23 protein-coding genes and 6 pseudogenes are annotated in these 26,194 nt (G+C 68.3%); 13 read left to right on the top strand and 16 right to left on the bottom strand.

All coding sequences use genetic code 11. The annotated features are described in order from the left end of the window. Window positions 1–186 precede the first annotated feature (186 nt). The 3 genes and pseudogenes from FU658_RS16015 to FU658_RS16005 all read left to right on the top strand — a co-directional run. Window positions 187–510 (top strand): annotated as a pseudogene (locus FU658_RS16015) (protease inhibitor I9 family protein); the annotation flags it as partial. A gap of 251 nt (window positions 511–761) precedes the next feature. Further along, window positions 762–806, top strand: a pseudogene (locus tag FU658_RS16010) (hypothetical protein); the annotation flags it as partial. A 112-nt stretch (window positions 807–918) separates the two neighbouring features. Continuing rightward, a complete protein-coding gene (locus FU658_RS16005) occupies window positions 919–1,368 on the top strand; it encodes a S8 family serine peptidase (protein ID WP_425477598.1) in 450 nt (149 codons plus the stop codon). A gap of 43 nt (window positions 1,369–1,411) precedes the next feature. On the opposite strand, the gene FU658_RS07185 is transcribed toward FU658_RS16005, so the two are convergent. Continuing rightward, window positions 1,412–2,881, bottom strand: coding sequence for an NAD-dependent succinate-semialdehyde dehydrogenase (locus tag FU658_RS07185; RefSeq protein WP_147891463.1), 1,470 nt, complete (start codon window positions 2,879–2,881; stop codon window positions 1,412–1,414). 114 nt (window positions 2,882–2,995) lie between these two features. On the opposite strand from FU658_RS07185, the gene FU658_RS07180 reads away from it, so the two are divergent. After that, a complete protein-coding gene (locus FU658_RS07180) occupies window positions 2,996–3,955 on the top strand; it encodes a pyridoxal-phosphate dependent enzyme (RefSeq protein WP_147891462.1) in 960 nt (319 codons plus the stop codon). 68 nt (window positions 3,956–4,023) lie between these two features. Here the strand turns inward: FU658_RS07180 and FU658_RS14410 are convergent, their stop codons facing one another. Then, window positions 4,024–5,199, bottom strand: a complete 1,176-nt coding sequence (locus FU658_RS14410) for a hypothetical protein (RefSeq protein ID WP_187265988.1) — start codon at window positions 5,197–5,199, stop codon at window positions 4,024–4,026. Next, window positions 5,142–6,155 (bottom strand): type I glyceraldehyde-3-phosphate dehydrogenase, encoded by a 1,014-nt coding sequence (gap, locus tag FU658_RS07170; protein ID WP_147891461.1) that lies wholly within the window; start codon window positions 6,153–6,155, stop codon window positions 5,142–5,144. The genes FU658_RS14410 and gap overlap by 58 nt, the downstream gene beginning before the upstream one ends. 93 nt (window positions 6,156–6,248) lie before the next feature. Between gap and FU658_RS07165 the strand changes: the two genes are divergently transcribed. Both FU658_RS07165 and FU658_RS07160 read left to right on the top strand, forming a co-directional pair. Beyond that, on the top strand, window positions 6,249–7,052 hold the full coding sequence (locus tag FU658_RS07165; protein WP_147891460.1) for a S1/P1 nuclease: 804 nt from the start codon (window positions 6,249–6,251) through the stop codon (window positions 7,050–7,052). Between the two features lie 76 nt (window positions 7,053–7,128). Beyond that, window positions 7,129–7,991, top strand: a pseudogene (locus FU658_RS07160) (MBL fold metallo-hydrolase). Here FU658_RS07160 and trxC read toward each other — a convergent pair. The 3 genes from trxC to FU658_RS07145 are packed head-to-tail and all read right to left on the bottom strand — an operon-like array spanning window position 7,988 to window position 9,599. Continuing rightward, window positions 7,988–8,440, bottom strand: coding sequence for a thioredoxin TrxC (gene trxC / locus FU658_RS07155; protein WP_147891459.1), 453 nt, complete (start codon window positions 8,438–8,440; stop codon window positions 7,988–7,990). The pseudogene FU658_RS07160 and the gene trxC sit on opposite strands and share 4 nt — an antisense overlap. Further along, window positions 8,437–8,916 carry an OsmC family protein gene (locus FU658_RS07150; RefSeq protein WP_147891458.1) on the bottom strand — a complete coding sequence of 160 codons (480 nt, stop codon included), beginning with the start codon at window positions 8,914–8,916 and terminating at the stop codon, window positions 8,437–8,439. The genes trxC and FU658_RS07150 overlap by 4 nt, the downstream gene beginning before the upstream one ends. Beyond that, window positions 8,913–9,599: a c-type heme family protein gene (locus FU658_RS07145; RefSeq protein WP_147891457.1), complete on the bottom strand. Its 687-nt coding sequence runs from the start codon at window positions 9,597–9,599 to the stop codon at window positions 8,913–8,915. The genes FU658_RS07150 and FU658_RS07145 overlap by 4 nt, the downstream gene beginning before the upstream one ends. Window positions 9,600–9,689: 90 nt before the next feature. Here FU658_RS07145 and FU658_RS14405 point away from each other — a divergent pair, with 90 nt between their 5' ends. The 7 genes and pseudogenes from FU658_RS14405 (at window position 9,690) to FU658_RS07115 (ending at window position 14,292) form a co-directional block, all read left to right on the top strand. Then, a complete protein-coding gene (locus FU658_RS14405) occupies window positions 9,690–9,830 on the top strand; it encodes a hypothetical protein (protein ID WP_222708375.1) in 141 nt (46 codons plus the stop codon). A gap of 24 nt (window positions 9,831–9,854) precedes the next feature. Further along, a complete protein-coding gene (locus FU658_RS07140) occupies window positions 9,855–10,241 on the top strand; it encodes a rhodanese-like domain-containing protein (protein ID WP_147891456.1) in 387 nt (128 codons plus the stop codon). Beyond that, window positions 10,241–10,582: an ArsR/SmtB family transcription factor gene (locus FU658_RS07135; RefSeq protein WP_255505467.1), complete on the top strand. Its 342-nt coding sequence runs from the start codon at window positions 10,241–10,243 to the stop codon at window positions 10,580–10,582. The genes FU658_RS07140 and FU658_RS07135 overlap by 1 nt, the downstream gene beginning before the upstream one ends. A gap of 71 nt (window positions 10,583–10,653) precedes the next feature. Further along, window positions 10,654–11,094 (top strand): YeeE/YedE family protein, encoded by a 441-nt coding sequence (locus tag FU658_RS07130; RefSeq protein WP_147891455.1) that lies wholly within the window; start codon window positions 10,654–10,656, stop codon window positions 11,092–11,094. A gap of 1 nt (window position 11,095) precedes the next feature. Beyond that, window positions 11,096–11,527 (top strand): YeeE/YedE family protein, encoded by a 432-nt coding sequence (locus tag FU658_RS07125; protein ID WP_147891454.1) that lies wholly within the window; start codon window positions 11,096–11,098, stop codon window positions 11,525–11,527. 107 nt (window positions 11,528–11,634) lie between these two features. After that, a complete protein-coding gene (locus FU658_RS07120; protein ID WP_147891453.1) occupies window positions 11,635–12,246 on the top strand; it encodes an OmpW/AlkL family protein in 612 nt (203 codons plus the stop codon). 88 nt (window positions 12,247–12,334) lie between these two features. Further along, window positions 12,335–14,292 (top strand): annotated as a pseudogene (locus FU658_RS07115) (acetyl-CoA hydrolase/transferase C-terminal domain-containing protein). Between the two features lie 33 nt (window positions 14,293–14,325). On the opposite strand, the gene tkt reads toward FU658_RS07115, so the two are convergent. From tkt to FU658_RS07065, 10 genes and pseudogenes are all read right to left on the bottom strand, one after another. Continuing rightward, complete coding sequence (gene tkt / locus FU658_RS07110) at window positions 14,326–16,329, bottom strand: transketolase (RefSeq protein ID WP_147891452.1); 2,004 nt, start codon at window positions 16,327–16,329, stop codon at window positions 14,326–14,328. Window positions 16,330–16,426: 97 nt separating this feature from the next. Next, window positions 16,427–17,679 (bottom strand): annotated as a pseudogene (locus FU658_RS07105) (dicarboxylate/amino acid:cation symporter). Between the two features lie 55 nt (window positions 17,680–17,734). Beyond that, entirely contained in the window at window positions 17,735–19,273 is a 1,539-nt protein-coding gene (locus FU658_RS07100) for an alanine/glycine:cation symporter family protein (RefSeq protein WP_147891451.1), read from the bottom strand. 61 nt (window positions 19,274–19,334) lie between these two features. Next, entirely contained in the window at window positions 19,335–21,005 is a 1,671-nt protein-coding gene (locus FU658_RS07095) for a BatD family protein (protein WP_147891450.1), read from the bottom strand. After that, window positions 21,002–22,339 (bottom strand): tetratricopeptide repeat protein, encoded by a 1,338-nt coding sequence (locus FU658_RS07090; protein ID WP_147891449.1) that lies wholly within the window; start codon window positions 22,337–22,339, stop codon window positions 21,002–21,004. Before FU658_RS07090 ends, FU658_RS07095 begins: the two co-directional genes overlap by 4 nt. Next, a complete protein-coding gene (locus FU658_RS14400; protein ID WP_187265985.1) occupies window positions 22,339–22,578 on the bottom strand; it encodes a VWA domain-containing protein in 240 nt (79 codons plus the stop codon). The genes FU658_RS07090 and FU658_RS14400 overlap by 1 nt, the downstream gene beginning before the upstream one ends. A gap of 271 nt (window positions 22,579–22,849) precedes the next feature. After that, window positions 22,850–23,862: pseudogene (locus FU658_RS07080) on the bottom strand (vWA domain-containing protein). Next, window positions 23,855–24,256 (bottom strand): DUF4381 family protein, encoded by a 402-nt coding sequence (locus tag FU658_RS07075; protein WP_425477596.1) that lies wholly within the window; start codon window positions 24,254–24,256, stop codon window positions 23,855–23,857. The pseudogene FU658_RS07080 and the gene FU658_RS07075 overlap by 8 nt, the downstream one beginning before the upstream one ends. Before the next feature lie 62 nt (window positions 24,257–24,318). Beyond that, window positions 24,319–25,197, bottom strand: a complete 879-nt coding sequence (locus tag FU658_RS07070) for a DUF58 domain-containing protein (protein ID WP_147891446.1) — start codon at window positions 25,195–25,197, stop codon at window positions 24,319–24,321. Between the two features lie 51 nt (window positions 25,198–25,248). Beyond that, window positions 25,249–26,109 carry an AAA family ATPase gene (locus FU658_RS07065; RefSeq protein WP_425477595.1) on the bottom strand — a complete coding sequence of 287 codons (861 nt, stop codon included), beginning with the start codon at window positions 26,107–26,109 and terminating at the stop codon, window positions 25,249–25,251. Between the last annotated feature and the right edge of the window lie 85 nt (window positions 26,110–26,194).

The following is a 26,194-nucleotide window of genomic DNA, read 5'->3' as shown; positions in this document are numbered from 1 at the left end:
AAAATGCATAAGCCATGACGAAATCGGTATTTGACTGGTCGGTCCGGCGGGAAAAATATCCGTGGGCTTTCCCCACCCGGGCGGACCGAACGGCCGACCCGGGACGAAAGCCCGACCGGCGCATGAACCGCCGTAGCGGCCACTACAACAAGCGACATCTTTCGCATTCCTGGGGAGCATCACCAAATGAAGAAGCGCCTGATTGCGGCTGCCATCCTGGCAGCCATCGGCACCACTGCAACCGCCTCCGCCGCGGAACTGCTGCGCGCCGAGCGGCCCATCGCCGGAAGCTACATCGTCGTGCTCAAGCCCGACCGCCACATGATGCGGCCCACCGCCACCACGCCCAATGCGGCGTCGAGCGAAGTCGTCAACGTGGCCGTGGACATGGCCATGACCTACGACCTGGCGGTGGAGAACGTCTACGAGCACGCCCTGAAGGGCTTTTCGGTGCAGGCCTCCGACCGCGCGGTCGAGCAACTGCTGCGCGATCCGCGGGTCGCCTTCATCGAGGAGGACGGCATGAGCTTCCTTTCGGCCACGCAGTCCAATGCCACCTGGGGCCTGGACCGCGTCGACCAGCGTGACCGGCCGCTCAACGGCACCTACATCTACAACACGACGGCCACCAACGTGCGGGTCTACGTCATCGACAGCGGCATCCGCGCAAGCCATACCAACTTCGGCGGCCGCGTCCTGGCGGGCGCACCGCCATCAACGACGGCCGTGGCACCGACGACTGCAACGGGCATGGCACGCACGTGGCGGGCACGGTGGGCGGTGCGACCTGGGGTGTGGCCAAGGGCGTGCGCCTGGTGCCGGTGCGGGTGTTTGGCTGCACGGGTGGCAGCGCCAACTCCACGATCATCGCCGCATCGACTGGGTCGCCGCCAACCGGGTACTTCCGGCGTGGCCAACATGAGCCTGGGCGGCGGTGCCTCCTCGGCGATCGATACGGCCACCAACAACCTGATCAGTCGTGGCGTGACGGTGGTCGTCGCGGCGGGCAACGACAACCAGAACGCCTGCAACTTCTCGCCCGCGCGCGTCTCCAACGCGATCACGGTGGGCTCGACCGCGTCCAACGATGCCCGCTCGAGCTTCTCCAACTTCGGCAGCTGCGTGAACATCTTCGCGCCGGGCACCTCGATCCGGTCGACCTGGTCGACAAGCAACACCGCCACCAACACCATCAGTGGCACCTCGATGGCCGCACCGCATGTGGCCGGCGCCGCGGCGCTGTACCTGGCCGGCAGCCCCTCGGCCTCGCCGGCCACCGTCCGCAGCCACATCTACAACCGGGCGACCACCAACCGCCTGAGCAGCATCGGTTCGGGTTCGCCCAACCGCCTGCTCTACACGCGCTGAGAGTGATTGGCGCCGGCCCCTGGGCCGGCGCCACCCGGCGTGTTCAGTCCTGGCGGTCCAGGCCACCCAGGCACAGGTACTTGGTCTCGAGATACTCGTCGATGCCGGCGCGGGCACCCTCGCGGCCGATGCCGGATTCCTTGACCCCGCCGAATGGCGCGACTTCGGTGGATACCAGGCCTTCGTTGATGCCGATGATCCCCGCCTCCAGCGCCTCGGCGACGCGCCAGCAGCGCGACTGGCTCCGGCTGCAGAAATAGGCTGCCAGCCCGTACTCGGTGTCGTTGGCGATCTCGATCGCTTCGTCCTCGCTGGCGAAGGACATCACCGCAACGACCGGACCGAAGATTTCGTCACAGCTCATGCGCATCTCGCGCGTCACGCCGGTGATCACGGTGGGCTGGAAGAAGCGGGGACCCAGCGCCTCCATGCGACCTCCGCCCACCACCACGCGAGCCCCGTGCTTCCTGGCATCGGCCAGCAGCTCCTCGACCTTTTCGATCGCCTCGTCATTGATCAACGGTCCGAGGACGACACCTTCGCGGTCGCCGGGCCCCACGTCGAGCTGGCGGACGCGCTCGCACACCGCGTCGACGAACCGATCATGAATCGATTCATGCACCAGGACACGGTTCGGGCAGATGCAGGTCTGGCCGGCATTGCGGAACTTCGCCCCCATCAATGCGTCGACGGCCAGTTCCAGGTCGGCGTCTTCGAACACGATGAACGGTGCATTGCCTCCCAGCTCCAGCGAAAGCTTCTTGACCGTTCCCGCACACGCCTCCATCAGCCGTTTCCCCACCGAGGTCGAGCCGGTGAAACTGAGCTTGCGCACCACCGGGCTGTCGGTGAGCGCCTTGCCTATCGCCGAGGCGTCGCGGCCCACGACGACGTTGACCACGCCCTTGGGCAAGCCGGCACGCTGCGCCAGTTCGACCATGGCCAGTGCCGACAGGGGTGTCTGCGTCGCCGGCTTGCACACGACGGTGCAGCCAGCGGCGAGCGCGGGTGCCAGCTTGCGGGCCAGCATGGCGTTGGGGAAGTTCCACGGCGTGATCGCTGCGACGACTCCTACCGGCTGGCGCAGCGTGATCAGTCGGCGGTCGCCCGAGGGCGCCGGAATCACGTCGCCATAGACGCGCCGGGCCTCCTCGGCGAACCAGCGGATGTAATTGGCGCCGTAGTCGATTTCCCCCGCAGCCTCCTTGAGTGGCTTGCCCTGCTCGGCGGTCATGATCGCGGCCAGGTCCTGCTTGTGCTCCAGCAACAGCCGGTACCAGTCCATCAGGACGTCGGCGCGCTCGCGCGCGCTCAGGCCTCGCCAGCCGGGCAACGCGCTCTCGGCCGCCTCGATGGCAGCCTGGACATCGGCCTCACCGCCGTCGCACACGCGTGCGACGCACTCGCCGGTGGCCGGGTCGTCGACATCCACGTGGCCGCCGCCACGCGCCTCTCGCCACGCACCGTCGATGAACAACCGCGTGCGAAGCAGCTCGGAATCGTCGAGTTTCATCCTGAAGCTCCGATGGGGTGAGCAGGAACGATAGCAGCGCCGGCGTTAAGGCCGGGCATGGGTGCCACCCGAATTGAGCGACAATGCCAGCGCCATCGCCCATGACGACGCCCCGTGAATTCGATACCCGACTTCGACGACATCCTCCTTGCGTCCCGACGGACAGCCGGCCACGTCGTGCGTACACCCGTGCTGCGCTCCTCGTCGCTGGACGCGGCAGCCGGCTGCGAGATGCATTTCAAGTGCGAGAACCTGCAGCGGGGAGGCGCATTCAAGTTTCGCGGCGCGTGCAACGCGGTATTCGCCCTCGACGACGCGGCAGCAGCTCGCGGGGTGGTCACGCAGTCTTCGGGCAACCATGGGGCGGCCGTTGCGATGGCTTGCCGCCTTCGCGGCATCCCGGCGACGGTCGTGGTGCCCGAGGGCGCGGCCCGGGTGAAGCTCGACGCGATCGCCCGCCAGGGCGCCACGATCGTGCGCTGCGCGCCGAACCAGGCAGCGCGCGATGCCACGACGGCCCAGGTGCTCAGGGACACCGGGGGAACACTCATCCACCCGTTCGACGACGCCCGGGTGATCGCCGGACAGGGCACCGCTGCACTGGAACTGCTCGAGCAGGTCGACGGACTGGACGCGGTGATCGCCCCGATATCCGGAGGCGGACTGCTTTCCGGAACGCTCCTGGCCACCGCTGGCGGCCTCCCCGTCTATGGTGCCGAACCGGAACAGGCCGCCGACGCCCACGCATCGCTGACGCGGGGCGCTCGCGTCCTGGACTGGCCGATCGACACGCTCTGCGACGGCCTCCGCGCACACCTGGGCCAGTTGACCTTCCAGGTGCTCAACGGGAAGGTGGAGGTGCTGCTGGCCTCGGAAGCGGAGATCGTGGCCGCGATGCGCCTGGTGTGGGAGCGCATGAAGCTGGTCATCGAGCCCTCCTCGGCCGTTCCTCTGGCGGCCATCCTCCGCAATCGCGGGCTTTTCGCCGGGCGAAAGGTCGGCGTGATCCTCAGTGGCGGGAACGTGGACCTCGACCAGCTGCCCTGGACGCGACAGTCGCTCGATCACCGCTGACGCCGTGCTGAAAGCACGACAGCCGGCGCGGGGCCGGCTGTCGATGCTGCGCAACCAGGGGCTCCGGCTCAGCGAGCGCGCTTGGCCCGCTTGTTGTGCGAGGGCAGGCTGGAGATCTGCGAATCGACGTGCCCGCCCGAGCCCATGGGCAGGTTAAGGCGCGCCTTGTCGGAGATGTTCTGCACCGGACCCTTGGGGCCTGCATGCTTGCGCTCCTCCGCCGCCTTGGCGACCTTGCGCGCGGCGACCTTCGGGGACACAGTCCTGCGGGGGGACTTCGCGGCCTTCTTCGCCGGCGCCTTCCTGGCTGCGGACTTTGCAGCCGATCCCTTCCCGGAAGACGTGGCCTTGGACGCCTTGCCGCGCGCAGCGGTGGCCGACGACTTCGAAGCCTTCTTCCTGGTGGTCTTCTTGGCCGCGGCCTTCTTTGCGGGGGTCTTCTTTGCCGCCGCCTTCTTTGCGGGGGCCTTCTTTGTCGCGGCCTTCTTGGCGGTGGTCTTCTTCGATGCCGTCTTCTTCGATGCCGACTTGCCCGCCGCCTTCTTGGTCGCCTTCTTGGCTGCCTTGCCGGTGGACTTCTTGGCCGACGACTTGGACGCAGTCTTCTTGGCAGTCTTCTTGGCGGACTTCTCCACCGACTTCTTGACCGCCTTCTTCACTGCCTTCTTCACCGCCTTGCGCACGCTCTTGTTCGTCGGCTTCCTGGCCGCAGCCTTCTTCGCACCACCCACCTCGAGCGAGGCCGCCGCCGCGGTGGATTCCTTGTTGAGCTTGTCGAGCTCGGCTTCGAAATGCTTCAGCGCACGGTCGAAGACGCGACCCTTCTGCGCGGTCCGGGCGTTCGCCGTACCGCTGGTGCCGCCCTTGCTGCCGGTGCTGCGCGCGCTGGAGATCTTCTGCCTCTGCGTGAGCTGGCGCTGCTTGTCGCGCAGGTCGCGAACTCGCTTGATGAGGCTGACGAGATCCTTTACGGCCCAGGGTCCCTTGGACTGGAGCATGTCGCGCTCGCGCGAAGACAGCAATGCGGATTCAGCAGCGGAAATTTTCATCGGGTTTCCTACCTTGGATGGTTGTACCTGCAGATAGTACGCACACACGCGTTTGGAACGGAACCTGAAAAAAAAAAGAAACCCCGATGCATGGCACCGGGGTTCCTCGCTGGCGATCGCGCATGAACGCGTCGCGGCTACTTCGCCTGCATCAGCGCAATGGTCATGTCGAGCATGCGGTTGGAGAAGCCCCATTCGTTGTCGTACCAGCTCAGCACCTTCACCAGCGTGCCGCCCATGACGCGCGTCTGGGTGGCGTCGTAGACGGAGCTGTGCGGGTTGTGGTTGAAGTCGATCGACACCAGCGGCTTGGTGTTGATGTCGAGAATGTCCTTGAGCGGACCGTCAACGGCGGCGCGCACGATCGAATCGATCTCGTCCTTGCTCGTCTCGCGCTTGGCGACGAAGGTCAGGTCGACCACCGACACGTTGATCGTCGGCACGCGCATCGCGAAGCCGTCGAGCTTCCCGTTGAGCTCCGGCAGCACCAGGCCGACGGCGGCGGCTGCACCGGTCTTGGTCGGGATCTGGCTCATCGTCGCCGACCGCGCGCGGCGCAGGTCGGAATGGAACACGTCGGTCAGGACCTGGTCGTTGGTGTAGGCGTGGATGGTCGTCATCAGGCCGTGCTCGATGCCGATCTTCTCGTGCAGCACCTTGGCCAGCGGCGCCAGGCAGTTCGTCGTGCAGCTGGCGTTGGAGACGACGGTGTCGCTGGCCTTGAGCTGGTCGTGGTTGACGCCGAAGACGAAGGTGCCATCGACATCCTTGCCACCCGGGGCGGAGATGATCACCTTCTTCGCGCCGCCGGTGATGTGCGCGGACGCCTTCTCCTTGGTGGTGAACAGGCCGGTGCACTCCAGGACCACGTCGACGCCGTGCTCGCCCCAGGGCAGCTTGGCGGGGTCGCGCTCGGCGAACACCTTGATGCGGTCGCCATTGACGACCAGGTCGCCACCGTCGACTTCGACCGTGCCCGGGAACTTGCCATGGGCCGTGTCGTACTGGGTCAGGTGCGCGTTGGTCTCGGCGTCACCGAGGTCGTTGATGGCGACCACCTGGATCTCGTTGGTGCGGCCGGCCTCGTAAATTGCTCGCAGCACGTTGCGGCCGATGCGGCCATATCCGTTGATCGCGACCTTGATCGCCATGACTTACTCCTGGTTCGGGGCACCGCCTTCGGGTGCGGGGGAAGCAAAGACCCGCTATTTTAGACGACCCCCGGCCTCGACGAAACTTCCGCCATGAAAACCCGCTGCCTGCTGGCGCTTTTCGGCCTGCTCCTGCCCGGCCTGGCCGTTGCGTGGAGTGCCCAGGGGCACCGGATCGTCGGTGAGCTGGCCGAGAGGCAGGTTCGCCCCGAAACACGCGCCGAGATCCAGCGACTGCTGCGCGGAGTGGAGGAACCGACCCTGGCCGGCGTGGCGAACTGGGCCGACGAGGTGCGTCCGCTGCCGGAATGGCGACACACCGCACGCTGGCACTACGTCAATTTTCCCGACCTCTCCTGCAACTACGCTCCGACCCGGGACTGCCCGGACGGCAACTGCGTCATCGGCGCGATCAATGCCCAGAAGCGGATGCTGGCCGACCGGTCTGCCAGCACCCAGCAACGGCGCCAGGCGCTGAAGTTCCTCGTGCACTTCGTTGGCGACGTGCACCAGCCGATGCATGCGGGCCTGGCCGCCGATCGCGGTGGCAATGATTTCCAGTTGCGCCACCAGCGTCAGGGCATGAACCTGCATTCGGTCTGGGACAACCTGATCCTGCGCTCCCGCGAGCCGGACTGGCGGCGTTATGTCGAACTGCTCGCCGGCAGAACCACCCCGGTCGAGGACCCCGTTCAAGGCAGCGACAACCCCGCGCGCGACTGGGCGATCGAGTCCTGCCGGATCATCGGTGAACATGCGATCTACCCCTCGCGGCCTGGCCGGCCGATCGGTTCCAGCTACCTGGACCGGCACCGGCCGGTCGCGGAGAAGCGCCTGCGTCAGGCCGGCGCCCGGCTGGCACGGTTGCTGGATGAGGCCCTGGCCCACGGCCATTGAGCCGTTCAGCCACGACGGGGTGTATATTAGAGCTATCTGATATAGTGGCGGCGACGCCCCAGCCAGGAGCCAGCGAATGAATCCCAACGTCCACCCCTTCTTCCACGAAGACTCCAGCACCTGGACCTACGTCGTGGTCGAACCGGAAGGCGCCCACGCCGCGATCATCGACCCGGTGCTCGACTTCGACCCCAAGGCCGGGCGCACCTCGACCACCAGCGCCCGGGCGTTGCTGGACTTCATCACCGCACACCAGCTGAAGATCGAGTGGATCATCGAGACCCATGCCCATGCCGACCACCTGTCGGCCGGCCACTGGCTCAAGCGGCACCTCCCCGAGGCCCGCCTGGCGATCGGCGACGGCATCCGCAAGGTGCAGAAGACTTTCCGCCCGATCTTCAACCTCGGCGAGCACTTTCCGGTCGATGGCTCGCAGTTCGACCACCTCTTTGGCGATACCGAAACCTACCGGATCGGCAAGATGCAGGGGCGTGTGATTCCGGTCCCCGGCCATACCAACGACTCGGTGGCGCACCTGATCGGCGATGCCCTGTTCACCGGCGACAGTCTGTTCATGCCCGATGGAGGCACCGCACGCTGCGATTTTCCGGGTGGCGACGCGGGCCGGCTTTACGACTCGATCCAGCGGCTGTTCGAACTGCCCGACGACACCCGCGTATTCGTATGCCACGACTACGCTCCGGGCGGCCGCGAGCATCGCTGCGAATCGACCATCGCCCAGCAGAAGGCGGCCAACATCCACGTGCACGAGGGCACCACCCGCGACACCTTCATCCGGATCGCGAGGAACGCGATGCCACGCTCGACATGCCGGTGCTGATCCTGCCCTCGGTACAGGTCAACATCCGCGCCGGCGAGCTGCCGCCGGCCGAGGACAACGGCATCCGCTACCTGAAGATCCCGGTGGACCGCCTCTAGCCCTTGCCGTGGCCCGCCAGCTGCCCCTGAGTCCAGCGTACGATTTCCGTAGCCGGCAACGCACCCGAGACGCGGGCAAGCTCGCGACCACGATCGAACAGCACCATCGTGGGAATGCTGCGGATAGCGTGGCGCTGTCCCAGCGTGGGCTCGGACTGGGTGTCGACCTTCGCCAGGCGCACCGACGGCTCCAGGTGTCGCGCGGCTTCCTGGAACTGCGGTGCCATGACCCGACACGGACCGCACCAAGGCGCCCAGAAGTCCACAAGCAGGGGCAGTTCACTTCGATCCAAATGGGCCCCGACGCTGTCGACGCCAAGCACGACCGGCTCGCCGGCGAACAGCAGGTGCTTGCAGCGTCCACATACCGGCCCCTGGCTCAGGCGCCCGGCCGGCACCCGGTTGAGCGTATGGCACCGTGGACAGGCAAGCTGGACGTTGCCCGTCACGCGCCTGCCTCGAAACTCTTGTCGCCCAGCAGCATGTTGCCGTCGGCGTCGTGGACGCTGACATCCACCGCGATACCGTCGCGCACGCTCTGGGTCACCACGCAGAATGCCTCGAACTGCTCCAGAATGCGCTCCAGATGCTGGTGCGCCCCACCTCCCTCCGCGAGGTGAAGCTGGACCTGCGCGCGCGGGATGCGCCAGCGCCCCGCGTCGTTGCGCACCATGCGAGCGCTGACTTCCGCCCTGAGCGCACCAGGCTGATTGTTGAACTTGCGCATGGCGAAGACCAGGCTGGCCGCCAGGCAGTTGCCCAGCGATGCGAGCAGCAGCCGCGACGGATTGGGACCGCGACCCTCACCAAGCGGCGTGGGTTCATCGGTGAGCAAGTCGGCGACCCCGTGCTCGTGGAAGTCCAGCCGGAAGCTGTACGCGCCCTCCTGCGTGAGGGTGAGCCGGATCTCCTCCCCCGCGCTCATTGTCCCGGCCTCGATGGCACCTCGACCCACAGCCCGCCGCGCAGGTCGCCATCGCGGTAGCCTGTCGCGCGATCGGCCGGATACAGGCGGGCGATGACCTGCGCCGCCTCGGGCAGCGGCTCGACGCCATGGCAGGTCTCACAGATCTGCTGGGTTCGGATGCCGTACATGACCCGCAATGCCACGCCATCGGGCAAGTCGGCGGTCTGCACGAAGCGCTGCTCGTCCACGTCGCCTCCTCCGTCGATGTCACGCTGGAAGTCGGCGAGCACGCCGGACTGCCAGCCACCAGGCGCATTGCCGGGGTTGCGGTTCCGCCCATGCGTGGACACCCGGCCGAGGCGCACGTCGAATCTCTGCATGACTTCATCCGCGATGGCCGGGGCATCGGAATGGCATACCTCCACCGCCCGGCCCAGGCCCTCGCGCTGCATTGCCGCCTGGAGCCGGCTACGCAGGCGCTCGCTGAACTCGCCAGCGGCCATCCGTGCCCGGTCTCCGCTTGGCAAGGACGCCACGTCGACACCGGAGGCCACTGGGTCGGCGTCGCCAGGAACCACCACCGCGGGGGCATCCCCGGCCGCCACCTCCGACGCCTCATCACCCCCACCGCCCTTCCCGCAGCCACCCAGCGCCAGCATTGCCACCGGTACCACCACCATCCACCGTGCTGCAGTCTTCATGCGATCGACTCCTGGTGTGCCTGTCGGGATTCGAGGACAACGTAGTACAGCAATGGAATGACCACCAGCGTCAGTACCGTCGAGACCAGGATGCCGAAGATCAGCGAGATGGCAAGGCCGTTGAAGATCGGGCCGTTGCTGGTGAAGAACGCTGCCGCCCTCGCCGCTGCGGTCTTTCATCATCGGCAGGTTGCAAGCGCATTAGCTCTTGCTTATATTAGCCTTATCTAAGGCAAACCCGAGAGGAACCCCGTCATGAGCCGGACCGCGCAGCAGATCGTCAGCGAGGCACGCGCCAGCGTCACCGAAATCTCCGTGCCGGATGTCGCCGCCGGGGTCGCCGGGGCCGTCATCGTCGACGTGCGCGAACCCGCGGAGTTCGAGAGCGGCCACCTCGAGGGCGCGATCAACATCCCGCGCGGCGTACTCGAGTTCCAGGTCGACGCACACCCGGCCCTGGGCGGGGCGACCGAACCGGAGCTGGCCGTGCGCGAGCGACCGGTCGTGCTCTACTGCCGTACCGGCGGCCGCTCGGCACTGGCCGCAAGGAGCCTGCAGGACATGGGCTTCAAGGACGTGCGTTCGATGGCTGGCGGCATCACCGCATGGCAGGAGGCGCAGCTTCCGGTGAGGCTGCGCTGATGGGCCGGGGTGCTCTCGCCACGATGCAGCCCGAAGACATGCACGAGCACGCGGGTGATGCCGCCCGGCTGCTCAAGGCGCTCTCGAACGAGAAGCGCCTGATGATCCTGTGCCTGCTGGTCGACACGGAGCGCTCCGTCGGCGAGATCAACGCCGAGGTCGAGTTGAGCCAGTCGGCCCTGTCGCAGCACCTCGCGGTGCTGCGCGAGGAAGGCCTGGTGCAGACCCGGCGCGAGGCGCAGACGATCCGCTATTCGCTGGCCGATGGGCCGGCGAAGCGGATCATCGCCACGCTGCACTCGATCTATTGCGCCCCCTACCGTCCTTCCGGACCCGCCTGAGCGACCGGTTTTCACGCCGCCGGCACCCCAGGGCCGGCTTGACTGACCTTCTGCAACCCAGGAAGCACAGGATGCCCACCGAATTCACGCCCTTGTCCGCACTGCTTGGCGGCGCACTGATCGGCCTCGCCGCGACGATGCTGCTGTGGCTGATCGGCCGTATCGCCGGAATCAGCGGGATCGTCCACGGCGCGATTACCCGTCCGCTCAGCGAGCGCGGCTGGCGAGCGGCCTTCGTGATCGGCCTGGTGGTTGGCGCCGGCGCATGGTTCGCACTCGCACCAGTGGCCGGAATGGAAGTCCCGCCACCGCGCGAGGGCGGGTCGTTGTGGCTCTTGCTGACGGCCGGCTTCCTGGTCGGTTTGGGCACCCGGGTCGGATCGGGCTGCACCAGTGGACACGGCATCTGCGGCCTGGCCCGATTCTCCCCGCGTTCCCTGGTGGCTGTGGTCACGTTCATGGGCGTCGGCGTGGTAACCGTCACCGTGGTCCGCCACGGGCTGGGGGCATGAGATGAACCGGGCACTCATTCCGCTCGCGGCGTTTGTCAGTGGACTCGTCTTCGGCCTGGGCCTGGCGGTGGCACGGATGACCCAGCCGGAAAAGGTTCTGAACTTCCTCGACGTCTTCGGCAGCTGGGACCCGAGCCTCGGCCTGGTGATGGCGGGCGCACTGGCAGTCGCCGTGCCCGGCTATGCCTGGGTCAGGCGGCGCGGCAGCCCGGTGCTGGCCGAGGCACTGCAGCTGCCCGAGAAGGACACCATCACCCTTCCCCTGCTGCTGGGTGCCGCGCTGTTCGGCATGGGCTGGGGACTGGCCGGCTATTGCCCGGGCCCGGCCGTGGCGGGACTGGGGCGCATCGCAGCTGAAAGCCTGTGGTTCGTCCCGGCGATGATCGCGGGCATGCTGGCGTCGGACCTGTTCCGCCCCCGGTCCGGTCGCTGACCGGTACCACCCGCGACGCCGCGTCCTCTCCACTTGATCATCCTCAATCCGACCGACGTGCGGTCGGCGCAGACTTGCGCGCATCCCAACCACCCAAGGACCGCAAGATGCACCACTTCCCCCGCAACCTCATCCTCACCGCCCTCGCCCTGGGCCTGAGCGCACCCGCGTTCGCCGATGAGTGGTTCGTGCGACTGGGCGCCGCCCACGTCGACCCGAAGTCGGACAATGGCAGCCTCGCTGGTGGTGCCCTGGCCACGACCATCGACGCCAATACGCAGCTTGGACTGGTCCTGGGTCGCCAACTGAGCGACAACTGGGCCGTCGAGCTTCTGGCCGCCTCGCCGTTCAAGCACACCGTCAGTCTCAACGGCGTCGAGGCGGTGGACTTCAAGCACCTTCCGCCGACGCTCGGCCTGCAGTACCGCTTCGCCCCGTCGGCGCCGGTGTCGCCCTTCATCGGCGCCGGTCTCAACTACACGCGCACCTGGAGCGAGTCCACCCGTGGACCGGTCGCCGGAGCCGACGTGAAGCTCGGGAACAGCTGGGGACTCGCCGGCCAAGCCGGGCTGGCGTTCCGACTGGGCGAGGCGATGGAGCTGGTGCTGGAGGCGCGCTACATCGACATTTCGGTCGATGTCAGCGTCGACGGCGCGAATGTCGGCAAGGCCCACGTGGATCCGATGGTCTACGCGCTGACGTTGGGCTGGCGTTTCTAGCCACCGCGCGGAGGGCACGACCCGTTCCCTCCCGGCGCCGCACTGGTGCTTCGGTATGGCTTCACGGATGAGCCGATATAGTTGGCCCATGACTGAATCCGCGTCTGCTGCCAAGCTCGAAGCGCTGGTCGACTGGATCCTCGAGCGCACCGGCCCGCACGTGATCCTCGCGGCTCCACTGGGGCTGGGCAAACCGCACCACGTCATCAATGCGCTCTACCGGCGCGTTGCGAACGACGCATCGCTGTCGCTGCACCTGCTGACCGCACTGTCGCTGACTCCGCCCTCGCCGAACAGCGACATGGAGCGGCGATTCATGGATCCGTTCGTCTCAAGGCTGTACGGCGATGATTTCGAACGGCTCCTGCATGTCGACGCTCAGCGCAAGGGCAAGCTGCCGTCCAATATAAAGATCGAGGAGTTCTACCTGCAGTCCGGGCTGCTGCTGCGCTCGGAGTTGGCGCAGCGTCATTATGTGAGCCTGAACTACACGCATGTGGCCCGCGCGGTGGTCGAGCGTGGGGTCAACGTCGTGCTGCAGTGGGTGGCCCAGTCTGCCAACGACGACCGCCTGAGCCTGAGCTGCAACCCGGACGTGACGCTTGACCTGCTCGACGAAGTCGAACGCTTGGCAAGCCGCGGCCCTGCACCGTGGGGATCATCCACCCCGACCTGCCATGGCTGGGAGGTGAGGCGGCGGTGCCAAGGAAGTTCTTCGACCGGGTGGAGTCGGTCGAGGCCCCTGCGCCCCGCCTGTTCGCCATGCCCCGCAAGCCAGTCGGCGACACCGACTATGCCATCGGGTTGCACGCAAGCCGCCTGGTACGCGATGGCGGCACGCTCCAGATCGGCATCGGTGCCCTCTCCGATGGGCTGTGCCGTGCCCTGGCGCTGCGCCATGAAGACAATCGTGCCTACCTGCAGGCACTGGCGGCGATCGATGCCGGCGTTCCCTGCGGCGAGATCTGCAAGCGCTGGGGAGGCACCGGACCTTTTGAACAAGGCCTGTTCGGGGCCAGCGAAATGATCACCGACGGATTCCAGCACCTGGTCCAGGCCGGTGTCATCACGCGGCCGGTCTTCGACGACGTGGCGCTGATGGAGCGCGATGCGGCCGGGACAACGAGCGTCGGCGACAAGGAGCATCTGCGGCGCGAGGGGAACATCCTACAGGCCGCATTCTTCCTGGGATCTGTGGATTTCTACTGCTGGCTTCGCGAATTGCCCGACGCGCTGCGCAATTCCATCGGGATGACCCGGGTTTCGCGCATCAACGAGTTCTACGGGGGTTCGGAGACGCTGGAGAAGCTGCAGCGGCGGGATGCCCGCTTCTTCAACACCGCGATGATGATGACCACGCTGGGTGCCGCCACTTCCGATGCGCTTGACGACGGCACGGTCGTGTCCGGCGTCGGCGGTCAATACAACTTCGTGGCCATGGCCCACGCCCTCGACGACGGCCGCTCCGTCCTGATGCTGCGCTCCACCCGGGATAGCGGCGGACGGGTCCGTTCGAACATCCTGTGGGACTACGGGCACACGACGATCCCGCGCCACCTGCGCGACATCGTCGTGACCGAATACGGTGTGGCCGACCTGCGTGGGCGCAGCGACGAGGATTGCATCAAGGCGATGTTGGCGATCACCGATGCCCGGTTCCAGGACGAGCTGATGGCCAAGGCCATGACCGCCGGCAAGCTGTCCACCGACTTCCACCCCCCGGACGCCTGGTCACAGAACCGGCCCGAAACGCTCGCTCGTCGACTTGCCCCCTTCCGCAATCCCCAACAGTTGCCCGATTACCCGATGGGAAGCGACTTCACCGAAGTCGAACAACGCCTGGTGCGGGCCCTCGGCTGGCTCAAGAAGCGAACCGCCACCACCACGGGCATGCTGGGCACCGTGATCGCGGCCCTGCGATCACGACCGGACGCGGATGCAGACACCGAAGCGCTCGAGCGCATGGACCTGGCCACCCCCTCCGGCACGCGTGAACGGATAAGCGCGCGCCTGCTGGCCCTGGCACTGCAGGAAACCCAGCGCTGAGCCATCGCACAGCGCCGAACCGGGGATGGAAGGTCAGGCCAGGGACCGGGCCGCGTCCACGACGGCGTCGACCGTGATTCCGAAATGCTCGAACAGCGCTGCCGCCGGCGCCGAGGCGCCGAAGCTGTCGATGCCGACCACGCGGCCATCGAGGCCGACGTACTTGCGCCAGTAGTCGGTGACGCCGGCCTCGATCGCCACGCGGGCGCGGCAGGAGGACGGCAACACGGACTCACGCCAGCCCGCATCCTGCCGGTCGAAGACCTCGGCCGACGGCATCGAGACCACGCGCGCCTTGATTCCCGCATCGGCCAGCCGACCGACCGCCTGTGTCGCCAACGCGACCTCGGATCCGGTTGCGATCAGGATCACGTCGAAGGCACCGCCCTCCGGGTCGGACAGCACGTAGCCGCCGCGGGTGATGGCCTGCAGCTGCTCGGCGCCGCGCGCCTGGTGGGCCAGGTTCTGCCGGCTGAACACCAGGCAGCTGGGCCCGTCGCGACGCTCGATCGCGACCTTCCATGCCACCGCCGATTCCACCGCATCGCACGGCCGCCAGACCTCGTTGTTGGGGATGTGGCGCAGGCTGGCCAGATGCTCGACCGGCTGGTGGGTCGGGCCGTCCTCGCCCAGGCCGATCGAATCGTGGGTGAACACGTGGATCGTATGCGTGGGAATCAGTGCCGACATGCGCAACGCATTGCGCGAGTAATCCGAGAACACCAAGAAGGTGGCGTCATAGGGCACGAAGCCCCCGTGCAGCGCGACGCCATTGCTGATCGCGCTCATGCCGAACTCGCGCACGCCGTAGTGGATGTAATTCGCATTGCGCGCCTCGACGTCGGTCACCGACGTGGAGCCCTTCCACAGCGTCAGGTTGGAATGCGCCAGGTCGGCCGAGCCACCGATGAGTTCGGGCAGCAGCGGACCGAATGCGTCGAGCGCCATCTGCGAGGCCTTGCGCGAGGCCACGGTCGGTCCCTCCGCCTGCAGGCGTTCGATGTAGGCCTGGGCCTGCTCCTGGAAGTCTTCCGGAAGGCTGCCCGCCATGCGGCGCCTGAGCTCGGCCGCTTCCGCCGGGTACTGGTCGGCATACTTGTCCAGCGCCTGCTCCCACTGCGCCTGCCGCGCGGTACCAGCACCCCCGGCACGCCAGCCGGCGTAGACCTCCTCGGGCACCTCGAACGGCGCGTGCGCCCAGCCCAGGTGTTCGCGCGCGGCGGCGATCTCGTCCTTGCCCAGCGGTGCGCCATGCGTGGATTCGCTGCCCTGCTTGTTCGGGGCACCGAACCCGATCGTCGTGCGGCAGCAGATCAGCGTGGGCGCGCCGACGTCGTCCTGGGCGGCACGGATCGCAGCCGCCACCGCCTCGGGATCGTGCCCGTCCACGCCGCGGATCACCCGCCAGCCGTAGGCCTCGAAGCGCGCCGCGGTGTCATCGGTGAACCAGCCCTGCACGTCGCCGTCGATCGAGATGCGGTTGTCGTCCCAGAACGCGATCAGTTTGCCGAGCTTCCAGGTGCCCGCCAGCGAGGCGACCTCGTGCGAGATGCCCTCCATCAGGCAGCCATCACCCAGGAAGACATAGGTGTTGTGGTCGATGACCTCGTGCTCGGGGCGGTTGAAGCGCTGCGCCAGGACACGCTCGGCCAGTGCCATGCCCACGGCGTTGGCGAAACCCTGTCCAAGCGGACCGGTCGTGGTCTCCACGCCCGGCGTGTGGCCGTACTCGGGGTGTCCGGCCGTGCGCGAATGCAGCTGGCGGAAGTTCTTCAACTCCTCGATCGGCAGGTCGTAGCCCGACAGGTGCAGCAGCGAGTAAAGCAGCATCGAGCCGTGGCCGTTCGAAAGCACGAAGCGGTCGCGGTTGAACCAGGTCGGGTCGCCCGGGTTGTGCCGGAGGAAGTCGTTCCACAGCACCTCGGCGATGTCGGCCATGCCCATCGGCGCACCGGGGTGGCCGGACTTGGCCGCCTCCACGGCGTCCATGGACAGGAAGCGGATGGCGTTGGCGAGCTCGCGGCGGTTCTGGGTCATGGCGTTGGCGGGGTTCCGGCGGAATCGGGGATCGACGGGGCGACATTGTCCCCCAGCGCGTCGTCGATGTCGCGGTTGAAGCCGCCCGGCCCCGGTGCTAGGCCTGGGTCTGCAGCGTCTCCTGCGGGGCCTCGTAGCGCGCCACCACGACCGAGCCGACCAGGTCGCCGCTGACATTCACCGTGGTTCGGCACATGTCGAGGAAGCGGTCGACGCCCAGGATCAGGCCGATGCCCTCGGGCGGGATGCCGAACATCGCCAGGATCATCGCGATCACTGGCAGCGAGCCCCCCGGCACGCCGGCCGCGCCGATCGCGCCCAGCATGCACAGCACCAGGATCACGCCCTGCTGCAGCAGCGAGAGTTCCACGCCGAAGAACTGGGCCAGGAACAGCACGGTGATGCCCTCGAACAGCGCCGTGCCGTTCATGTTGGCGGTGGCGCCGAGGGTGCAGACGAAGCGGGCGACGCGCCGCGGCACGCCGAGGTTCTCCTCGGCCACCTTCAGCGTGGTCGGCAAGGAGGCTGCCGAAGAGGAGGTCGAGAACGCCGTGAGGATCGCGGGCTGCGCACCCCGGAAGAAGAACAGCGGGCTCATGCCACCGAAGAAGCGCAGCAGCAGCGGAAACACGATGAACATGTGGATGGCCAGGGCCAGCACCACCGTGCCGACGTAGCGGGCCAGCTGCACGAGCACGTCCAGCCCCAGCTGCGCGGTGATCGTGAACAGCAGTGCCGTCACCGCGTAGGGTGCCAGCGCAATGACCCAGCCGATCAGCTTCAGGCAGATGTCGTACACGCCCTGCACCGCGCCGACGAAACTCCGGGTGCCCGCGGTCTGCAGCACGGTCGCCGCGATGCCGAACATCAGCGAGAAGAACATGATGCCGATCAGGTCGCCGTTGGCCGCCGAAGCAATCGGGTTGCGCGGCACGATGTTGATGATCAGGTTGACCAGGGAAACCTGCTCTCCGCCCGCCGCGATCTGCCCGGCACGCTCCGCGGAAGCATCCATCAAGGTGCTGGTGACTTCCGGGGGAATGCCGGTGCCCGGTTGCAGTACGTTGACCGCGATCAGACCGATCGTGACCGCCAGCGTGGTGACGGTGAGGATGAAGACCAGCGTGCGTCCTCCGATGCGACCCAACGCCCGCGGATCGCCGATCTCGACCACGCCCAGGATCAGCGCCGAGAACACCAGCGGCACCACCAGCATGAACAGCAGCCGCAGGAAGATCTGGCCGACCGGGTCGGTGACGTAGGCCACCAGCCAACCCAGCCATTGCGCGTCGCGAACATGAAGTTCGCCATCAGGCCGGCGCTGATGCCGACGATGAAGCCGATCAGCATGCGCGTGTGCAGGGGCATCGAGCCGCTCATCCCGGAGTCCTCCCGTCCCGACGCCTCAGGCGTCGGGACCCCGCGAGGCCTTGGTCTCGAACTCGCCGCTCTTCACCCGTTCGAAGTAGCCCTTGACCTCGCGCTTGACCACCGGCGCCAGCAGGTACAGACCGATCAGGTTCGGGATCGCCATCAGGAACAGCAGTCCATCGGCCAGGTCGACGATCGCCCCCAGCGACATCGTGCAGCCGACCACCACCATGACCAGGTAGAAGAACTTGAAGCCGTAGAGCACGCCCTTGGACTCGCGAGCCAGGAAGCTGGCGGCCTTGGCCCCGTAGTAGCCCCAGGTGATCGTGGTCGAGAACGCGAACAGCAGGACCAGGAAGGCCAGCAGGTACGGGAACCACGGCATCACCGTGGCGAACGCCGCCGACGTGAGCTGCACGCCCTCCACGCCTTCGCCGGTCATGTAGACGCCCGTGATCACGATGACCATCGCCGTCATCGAACAGATCACGACGGTGTCCACGAACGGTTCCCACAGCGCGACCAGGCCAGCGCTTGCCGGCTCGCGGGTCTTGATCGTCGAATGGGCGATCGCCGAGGAACCCAGGCCGGCCTCGTTCGAGAACGCGGCGCGGCGGAAGCCCTGGATCAGCGCACCGATGATGCCGCCAGTGACGCCCTCGGCGCTGAATGCGCCCGAGACGATCGTGCCGATCGCCGAAGGGATCGCGCCGACATTGAAGCCCAGCACGACCAGGCAGGCGAGGATGTAGATCGCCGCCATCGTCGGTACGAGCTTGGCCGTCACCGCACCGATGCGGCTGATGCCGCCGATCACCACGGCGCCGGCGATGCCGGCATAGACCAGGCCGAAGAGCCAGGCCTTGTCGCCGAAGAAGCCGTCAGCACCGCCGGTGACGTTGGCCAGCTGCGCGTAGGCCTGGTTCGCCTGGAACATCGCGCCAGCACCGATCGCGCCCAGCATGGCGCAGATCGCGAAGATGATCGCCAGCACCCAGCCCACACCACCGAGTTTCGGGTACTGCTCCTTGATGCCGCGCGTGAGGTAGTACATCGGCCCACCCGACACCGTGCCGTCAGCCTTCACCAGCCGGTACTTGGTGCCCAGCGTGCACTCGACGAACTTCGTCGTCATGCCCAGCAGGCCTGCCACGATCATCCAGAACACCGCGCCCGGGCCACCGATGGTGATCGCCACCGCGACGCCGGCGATGTTGCCCAGCCCGACCGTGCCGGAGACCGCGGAACTCAGCGCCTGGAAGTAAGTGACCTCACCCGGGCTGTTCTTGTTGTCGTAGCGCCCGCGCAGCAGTTGATAGGCATGGCCGAAGGCCCGGATATTGATGAAGCGGAAGTACAGCGTGAACACGAGGCCGGCGAAGATCAGCCAGCCGACGATCAACGGGAACTGGGCGCCGTTGACCGGCACCGAGTAGAAGATGAGCGCCGAGATCGCATCGGCCACCGGCGTGAACGCGGTATTGATTCGTTCGTCGAGGCCGGGCGCATCCTGCGCGTGCACGGAAAAGGTCGTGAGCAGGGCAGCCAGCGCGGCCAGCAATCGAAACGGCATTCAGGTTTCCCCCCAAAGGAAATGTCGCAAGAGCCGGAGCATACACCAGCCCCGGCAATGGTCAGGAGTGGCTGCCGGGGTAAAGCGGCGGCACCGGGTCTTGAACCGCGCCGGCACCCGAAGGTCCCGCGGGGCGCCAGCGCGGCCCCGGGCGGAACGCCCGGCGGGCCGCCTCGCGTGCCTGCGCCGGGTCGCCGCCTCCCCAGCGCGCCTGCATCAGCAGCTGAGCCGCATCGCGCTGTGCCGGGTCGGCCAGCAGCGCGATGACCTCCGCCAGGCCACTGCAATGGCCGGGGGCGCAGGCGAGCAACGCGTGCTCGACCCCGGACAGATCGCCTTCGTCGAGCGCGCGACGCAGCTTCATGCCCGCCCCCCTGCGGCGGCCCGGTTCCGCGCCGTGCGGGGACAGCGGCTCGCCGCGCCCACCCGTGGCAGGCCGACGCCACAGCATCGAGCCCAGGACCACCAGCGTCAGCAGCCACGCCAGCCCCAGCAGGAGCGCCAGCCCCTTCCACAACCGTGCGTCTGGCACGTCATGCTCCACAAGCAGCACAGCATCGGTGCCTGCCCCCGGCACCTCGCGGGTGCCCGGGGGTGTCGCCCCGGACGGCTCGATGAGGACGTCGAGTCCAGGGATGTCCGCCTGGGCCGGCTGGTCGTTCGCGACGTCCCACCACGGCAGGGTCGATGGCGGGATGACCAGCCGCTCGCCGAGCAGCGGCACCACGACGAAGCGCCGGACGCCCTCGACCACCAGGCGCCCATCCTCGACACGTTCGCTCAGTTCGGCCGCCTCGGGGTAGACCTGGTAACCCGGACCCTCGGGCAAGGCCAGCCCGGCCAGCTGGTCGCGCGTGGCCCCTTCCGCCCTGACCCGCAAGGCCAGGGTCACCGGCTCACCCTGCCTGAGCGTATCCGGCGGCGGCGCCAGACGGACGCGCAGTGAACGCGCCGGCAGCCAGGGCGAGGCGGCCTGCGGCGGGCGTGGCCGAACCTGCAGGGTCAGCGCCTCTCCCGATTGGGCAACGCTCTGGAACGCACCGAACGGCGAGCCCGGTGGCTGGACCCGCCCCTGGAACCGTGGGGGACCCACGCGGACTTCGCCGCTGCGATCGGCCACCAGCACGTATCGACGCTCCACGATCCGGTAACGGTGGCCGTCGATGTCGCGCTGGTAGCTCACGTCCTCCCCCGACTGCCGCAGGCTTGCGCCATCCCCCACGTCGGGCGCGTCCAGGCGACCTTCCAGCAACGTGACCCGGTAGCCCAGGCGGAGCGTGTAGGTGAGCGCCTGCTGCACATAGGGTGTCTGGTCATCGATCTCCACCTCGATGAAGATCGGGTCGCCGGCCCCCGCCGACCCGGACCGCGTCGGCAGCACCGTCAGGCTCAGCGGAGCGGTCCGCCCGCCAGCCCAATCCAGTGCCGGGATCCCGACAACACCCTCTTCGCGCGGCAGCAGGGTGAACTCCCACACGCTGTGGCTCGCCCCCCGGCTGAACTCGGTACGACCCGAGCGCTGCAGCACCTCGACCCGGCCCTCGAGCGGCGAAAGGTCAGGCGGCGCCCCGACCAGGCGGCTCGCCTCGATGCGCAGCACCACCGACTCCCCGAGCGTGATGCGCTCGCGGTCCAGGCTGGCCACCGGTTGCGCCTGCGCGGCGCCGCCCAGTGGCGAGAGGATCAATGCCAGTCCAAGCAGCAGGCCCCAGCGCATCCGCTCGCCCATCATTCCCCTCCTCCGCGTTGGCGCCGCTGGTGTTCCATCATGAACTTCCGCCTGAGCAAGGCGCCAGGATCGTCATCGACGAGGCGCAACCAGCGCTCGATCGCCTCGGCCTCCTCGCGCTCGGCAAGCGCCTCGGGATCGGGCGCCTCGGCGGCGGCCGCCGCGGAAGCTTCCTGTTCCTCGCGCTCCTGCAGCGCCTGCTCGATCGCGTCGCGCACCGCCTGCTCCGCCGCCGCCTGCTCGTCGGGATCACCCGGCTCGGGAGGCCCGCCTGCCGCCTCGCCGTCGCCCTCGTCCCCCGGCTCCCCGGATGGCTGTCCCTCGTCGGGCTGGTCGGAACCGGCGTCTTCGGCGGTATCCGCTCGTTCGCCCGTGCCGGGGTCCTGCGCGGCGGCGTCCTCCTCGCCGTCACCCGGCGCACGGCTGGCCTCTGGATCCTCTTCGCCGGCCGCGGTCTCATCGTGCTCCGGCGGCCGTGGTTGCTGTTGCAACCACTGCTCCAGCGCCTCGAGGTTGCTCCGCGCATCCTCGTGGCCAGGGTCGCGCTCGAGCACGCCCCGCCACGCGTCCAGCGCCTCCTGATACCGTCCGGCCCCGGCCAGCGCATTGCCCAGGTTGTATGCGCCATCGAGTCCACCGGCTTCGCCGAAGGCTTCGATGGCCGCTTCGAAGTCGCCCAGCCGATACGCCGCCGCCCCGCGCAGGGCCGGGTCACGGGCCAGCGACAATGCGAGTTCCGCCTCACCCTCTGCAAGCGCCTCCCAGGCCCTCTGGTCGTCGCGCTTGAACACCGCGGCAAGGTCCGTGGCCACTGCCGGCGTGGCGGGTGCCAGGAGCAGCAGGGCCGCCAACGCCATCACGCCGCCACGACGGAACTCCGGAAGCAGCAGTGGCAGCATCAGCAGCACCAGCCAGAAACCCTCGTCACGTCGCTGTGCGCCAAGTCTGCCGGCATCGTCCGTGCGGACTGCCCCGACTTCCAGCACACCGAGCGCGTCCAGGTCCGCATCATCGGCGCGCAGGGCGGCGAATCGGCCGCCGCCAGCGGCAGCCAGCCGCTCCAGCGAGGCCGGCTCCAACCGCGCCATGGTGAGCCGGTCGGACGTGTCGCGGGTGAACCCACCGCTTGGCGCGCGCACCGGAGCGCCCTCGGGCGTGCCGAGGCCCAGCACGTGCACCGTGAAGCCGAGATCGCGCGCGCTGCGCGCCGCGGAGACGGCCGCGGCATCCGCGCGATCGGTCAACACCAGGATCCGTCCGCTGGCCTCCCCCGCTCCCTGCATCATGGCCCTTGCCCGCTCGATGGCGAGATCGACGCGGTGTCCGTCCACCGGCATCAGCCCGGGCTCCAGCGCGTCGACGAGCGACGCAGCGTGCGCGCGTCGTGGGTCAGCGGCGACACCACGTGGGCCGACCCGGCGAAGGCCAGCAGTCCAAGCTGACCGCCTTGCCGCATCTCCAGCAGACGCGCCAGCTTCAGCCGTGCCCGCGTCGCCCGGTCCGGAGCCAGGTCCGCGGCACGACTCGAGGAGGACAGGTCCAGCGCAACCACCAGCGCATCGCTCGACACCAGCACCGGTTGCCGACCTCCTTCCACGCGGGGCCGGCCAGGGCGAGTACTGCCAGCAGGTAGAGGGTGGCCCAACGCCAGGGCAATCGCGCGCCGCGGCCCACGGCTCCGTCCAGCACGTGGGGCTGCAAGGCCGGGTCGACCACCCCATGCCACGGCGACGCATTCGCCAGGCGCCGATGCCAGGCCCACCAGGCCAGTGGAACGCCTCCGAGCGCCAGCAACCACAAGGGTCGCAGGAACACGAAGGCTTCGAACCATTGGCCGAGGGCGTCGGTCATGGCGTCTCCCGCCGTGCGCGCGAAGGCAAGGCCAGGGACGCCAGCAGAAAGGCAAACGCAGCAGCCAGCGGCCAATGGAATACTTCCCGGCGCAGCATGGCCGGTGGCGCCTCGGCCGATCGCGTTTCGACCTGGTCGAGCTCGGCATAGATCTCCGACAGGGTGCCGGTATCCTGCGCGCGGAAGTAGCGACCCCCTGTCGCATCACTGATCGCGCGCAGGGCCGGCTCGTCGATCTCCGCCTCGGCGCGGGGCATCATCGCGCCGAACAGACCGGGGGCGCCGCCTTCGCGACCAAATCCAATCGTATGTACCCTCACGCCCTCGGCCACCGCCAGGGCGGTCGCGCGCTCGGGTGGAATCACGCCGGCGTTGTTGACGCCGTCGGTAAGCAGCACCACGACACGACTTGTCTCGCCGCGCCCCTGCGCAGGCGCGCCCTCCTCGCCTTCTCGAAGTCGACGCACCGAAAGCGCGAGCGCATCGCCGATGGCGGTTTCGCGCCCGGCCATCGCGATATCCATGTCCGCCAGTTGCTCCCCCACGGTCGCCAGGTCGGTCGTGAGCGGCACCAGGGTATAGGCACGGCTGCCGAAGACGACCAGTCCGACGCGATCACCCCGGCGGCGCTCGAGGAAGTCCGACAGCACGGCCTTGACCGCCGTGAGCCGGTCCACCGGGCGCCCGCCCAGGCGCATGTCGGCCTCGGCCATGCTGCCGGAGAGGTCGACGGCGAGGATCAATTCGCGCGCGGGTTCGGGTGCGGCGGCGAACGGTTGGAGCACCTGCGGCGCGCACCCGCCAGCACCAGCAGCATCCAGGCCAGCAGCAACATCACGGGCAGGCGGCCGGGAGCAACTCGACGCCGGGATGACGGTGTGAGGTCCCCGGCCGTCATGGGCAGCCGCAGGGCCTGCGATCTGCGCTCACCGTAGGCTGGCATGGCCCAGCGTGCCAGCCACGGCAGCACGAGGAGCAACAGCATCCAGGGCCAGAGGAGTTCAGGCATCGTGACCTGCCCCGAGACGGATGAAACGCGCGCGGGCAAGCAGAACGGCGGCGTCGGCCTCGCCCGGCGCCACGTCGCCCCGGAACGGCCCCTCGGCCAGCAAGCGACCCGGTCCCCGGGTGAAGGGGTGCGACCGGTCGTCGCCGTCGAGCACCGCCAACCACGCCTCGCCGGTCAGCGCCACCGCTTCGGAACGAGTGCGGGCCACCGCGCGACGCAGGCACGAGGAGGCTCGCTGCAGTCGCTCCCCATCGTTTCGCGCCACTGCCACTTCATCGTCGAAGAAGCGCGCCAGCCTGCGCACCTCACGCCACCGGCGGACCCGCTGCCCGAGCCAGGCAAGCGCGGCGACCAGGACCACCAGGGCGATTGCCAGCAGGAGCAGCGCGACCAAGGTCGGCGGCCACCAACCGGGCTCAGCGGGCAGGTGGATGTCGCGAAGCTGTGGCCCGGCTGTCATGACGCGACCGGTCTGCCCGAATGCATGGCCTGCAAAACGGTAGCGCCATCCTCGTGCGTGGCCAGCACCAGGCATCCGATGCGCAGACGTTCGAGATTCGCGGTGATGCGTTCGATGCGTTGGGTGAAGCGGGCATGCCAGGCCTCGCGGACCCCGTCGTCGGACAGGTCGAGCACTTCCCTATGGCCCGCCCACGTCAAAGGCATGGGCCGGCACGGGGGGTCGAGCTCGAACGCGTCGGCCAACATCACCACGAGGACATCGTTGTGACGCGCAAGCCCGGCCAGCATCCCGTCGGCCAATTCGTGCACCGAGCCGGGATCGGCGAGGACGATGAGCCGCGCGCCGGTATGCGCCAACCGCATCGCCCTGACCAGGAGCTGCCCGAGGTCGGGAGCGGCTTCGGGTGCGGGTTCACGGTAGGCGTCCGAGACGGCGCGAAGCACTCGCAGCACCCCCCGCTGACCGGTGCCGGGCTTGACCACCTCGGCGGCTACGACCGCGCCGACGCGCTCTCCCGCGCGCGACGCCGCCCAGGCGGCAAGTGCCGCTGCACGCGCGGCCTGCACGGACTTGTAGCGTACGAGGGTCCCGAAGCGCAGCGCCGGTGAGGCGTCGCACACCAGGAGCGTCGTGCGCTCGCGCTCGGGATGGAAGAGCTTGCTGTGCGCCTTGCCGGTGCGCGCGCTCAGGCGCCAGTCGATGTGCCTTGCATCGTCCCCGGCAAGATAGGGCCGTGACTCGGCGTACTCCATGCCGCGCCCGCGCAAGGGCGAGTGGGCCAGGGCCGACTGGCCGCCCGAGGCCCGGCGCGTGACGGGCCACGCGACCACCCGCTGCGACAAGGCGACGAGTTCGGCAAGCGTCGGGGCCACGACGCCGCCTGCTGGACCATGCTGGACGGTGGATGCCGGCACGTGCGGCCCTCAGGGCACTGGCACCAGTTCCAGCAGGCGTTCGGCAAGCCTGCCGCCGTCCCAGCCGTCGGCGCTCGCCTCGTAGCTGGGAAGTATCCGGTGCCGCAACACGTCCGGTGCCACGGCCTGTACATCCTCCGGCGTGACGAACGTCCGCCCGGCCAGCCAGGCATGCGCGCGCGCGCAGCGCTCCAGCGCGATGGTTCCGCGCGGGCTCGCGCCCCAGGCGATGCGCGCGGCGAGGGTGGCGTCGTAGGGCTGCGCATCACGGCTGGCCAGAACGATCTCGACGATATACCGCTCCAGGGGCTCGGCCATGTGCAGGTCGAGCACCTCGGCCCGCGCCTGCATCACCATCCGGGTATCGAGGCCTTCGCCCTCGGGCACGTCCGCGGCCGTACCGGCTGCCAGATGACGCGCTTCGCCACGCACCAGCGCCAGGATGCGGCTTTCCATCGCCGCGTCCGGATAGCCGACCTTCACGTGCATCAGGAAGCGATCGAGCTGTGCTTCCGGGAGCGCATAGGTGCCCTCGTGCTCGATCGGATTCTGCGTGGCCATGACCAGGAACAGCGCAGGCAAGGCATAGGTCCGGCCACCCACCGTGACCTGCCGCTCTCCCATGGCTTCGAGCAGGGCCGACTGCACCTTGGCTGGCGCCCGGTTGATCTCGTCGGCCAGCAGCAGGCTGTGGAAGAGCGGGCCCGGCTGGAACTCGAACCGGCCCTCCTGCGGGCGCCAGATATCGGTGCCCGTCAGGTCCGCCGGGAGCAGGTCGGGCGTGAACTGGATGCGCTGGAACGGCGCGTGCAGGTGCCGCGCCAGGGCCTTCACCGCGGTCGTCTTCGCCAGGCCGGGAGCCCCCTCCACCAGCAGATGCCCGTCGCCAGCAATGCGATCAGCAGTTGGCTGACCAGCGCCCGCTGGCCAATGATGCTCTCGCCAAGCCGGTCGC

Origin of the sequence: Alkalisalibacterium limincola (genome assembly GCF_008017755.1) — a bacterium.
GTDB classification, from domain to species: domain Bacteria; phylum Pseudomonadota; class Gammaproteobacteria; order Xanthomonadales; family Xanthomonadaceae; genus Alkalisalibacterium; species Alkalisalibacterium limincola.
Note: the sequence above shows the minus strand (reverse complement) of the source record. Positions and strands in the feature narration are given on the sequence as shown.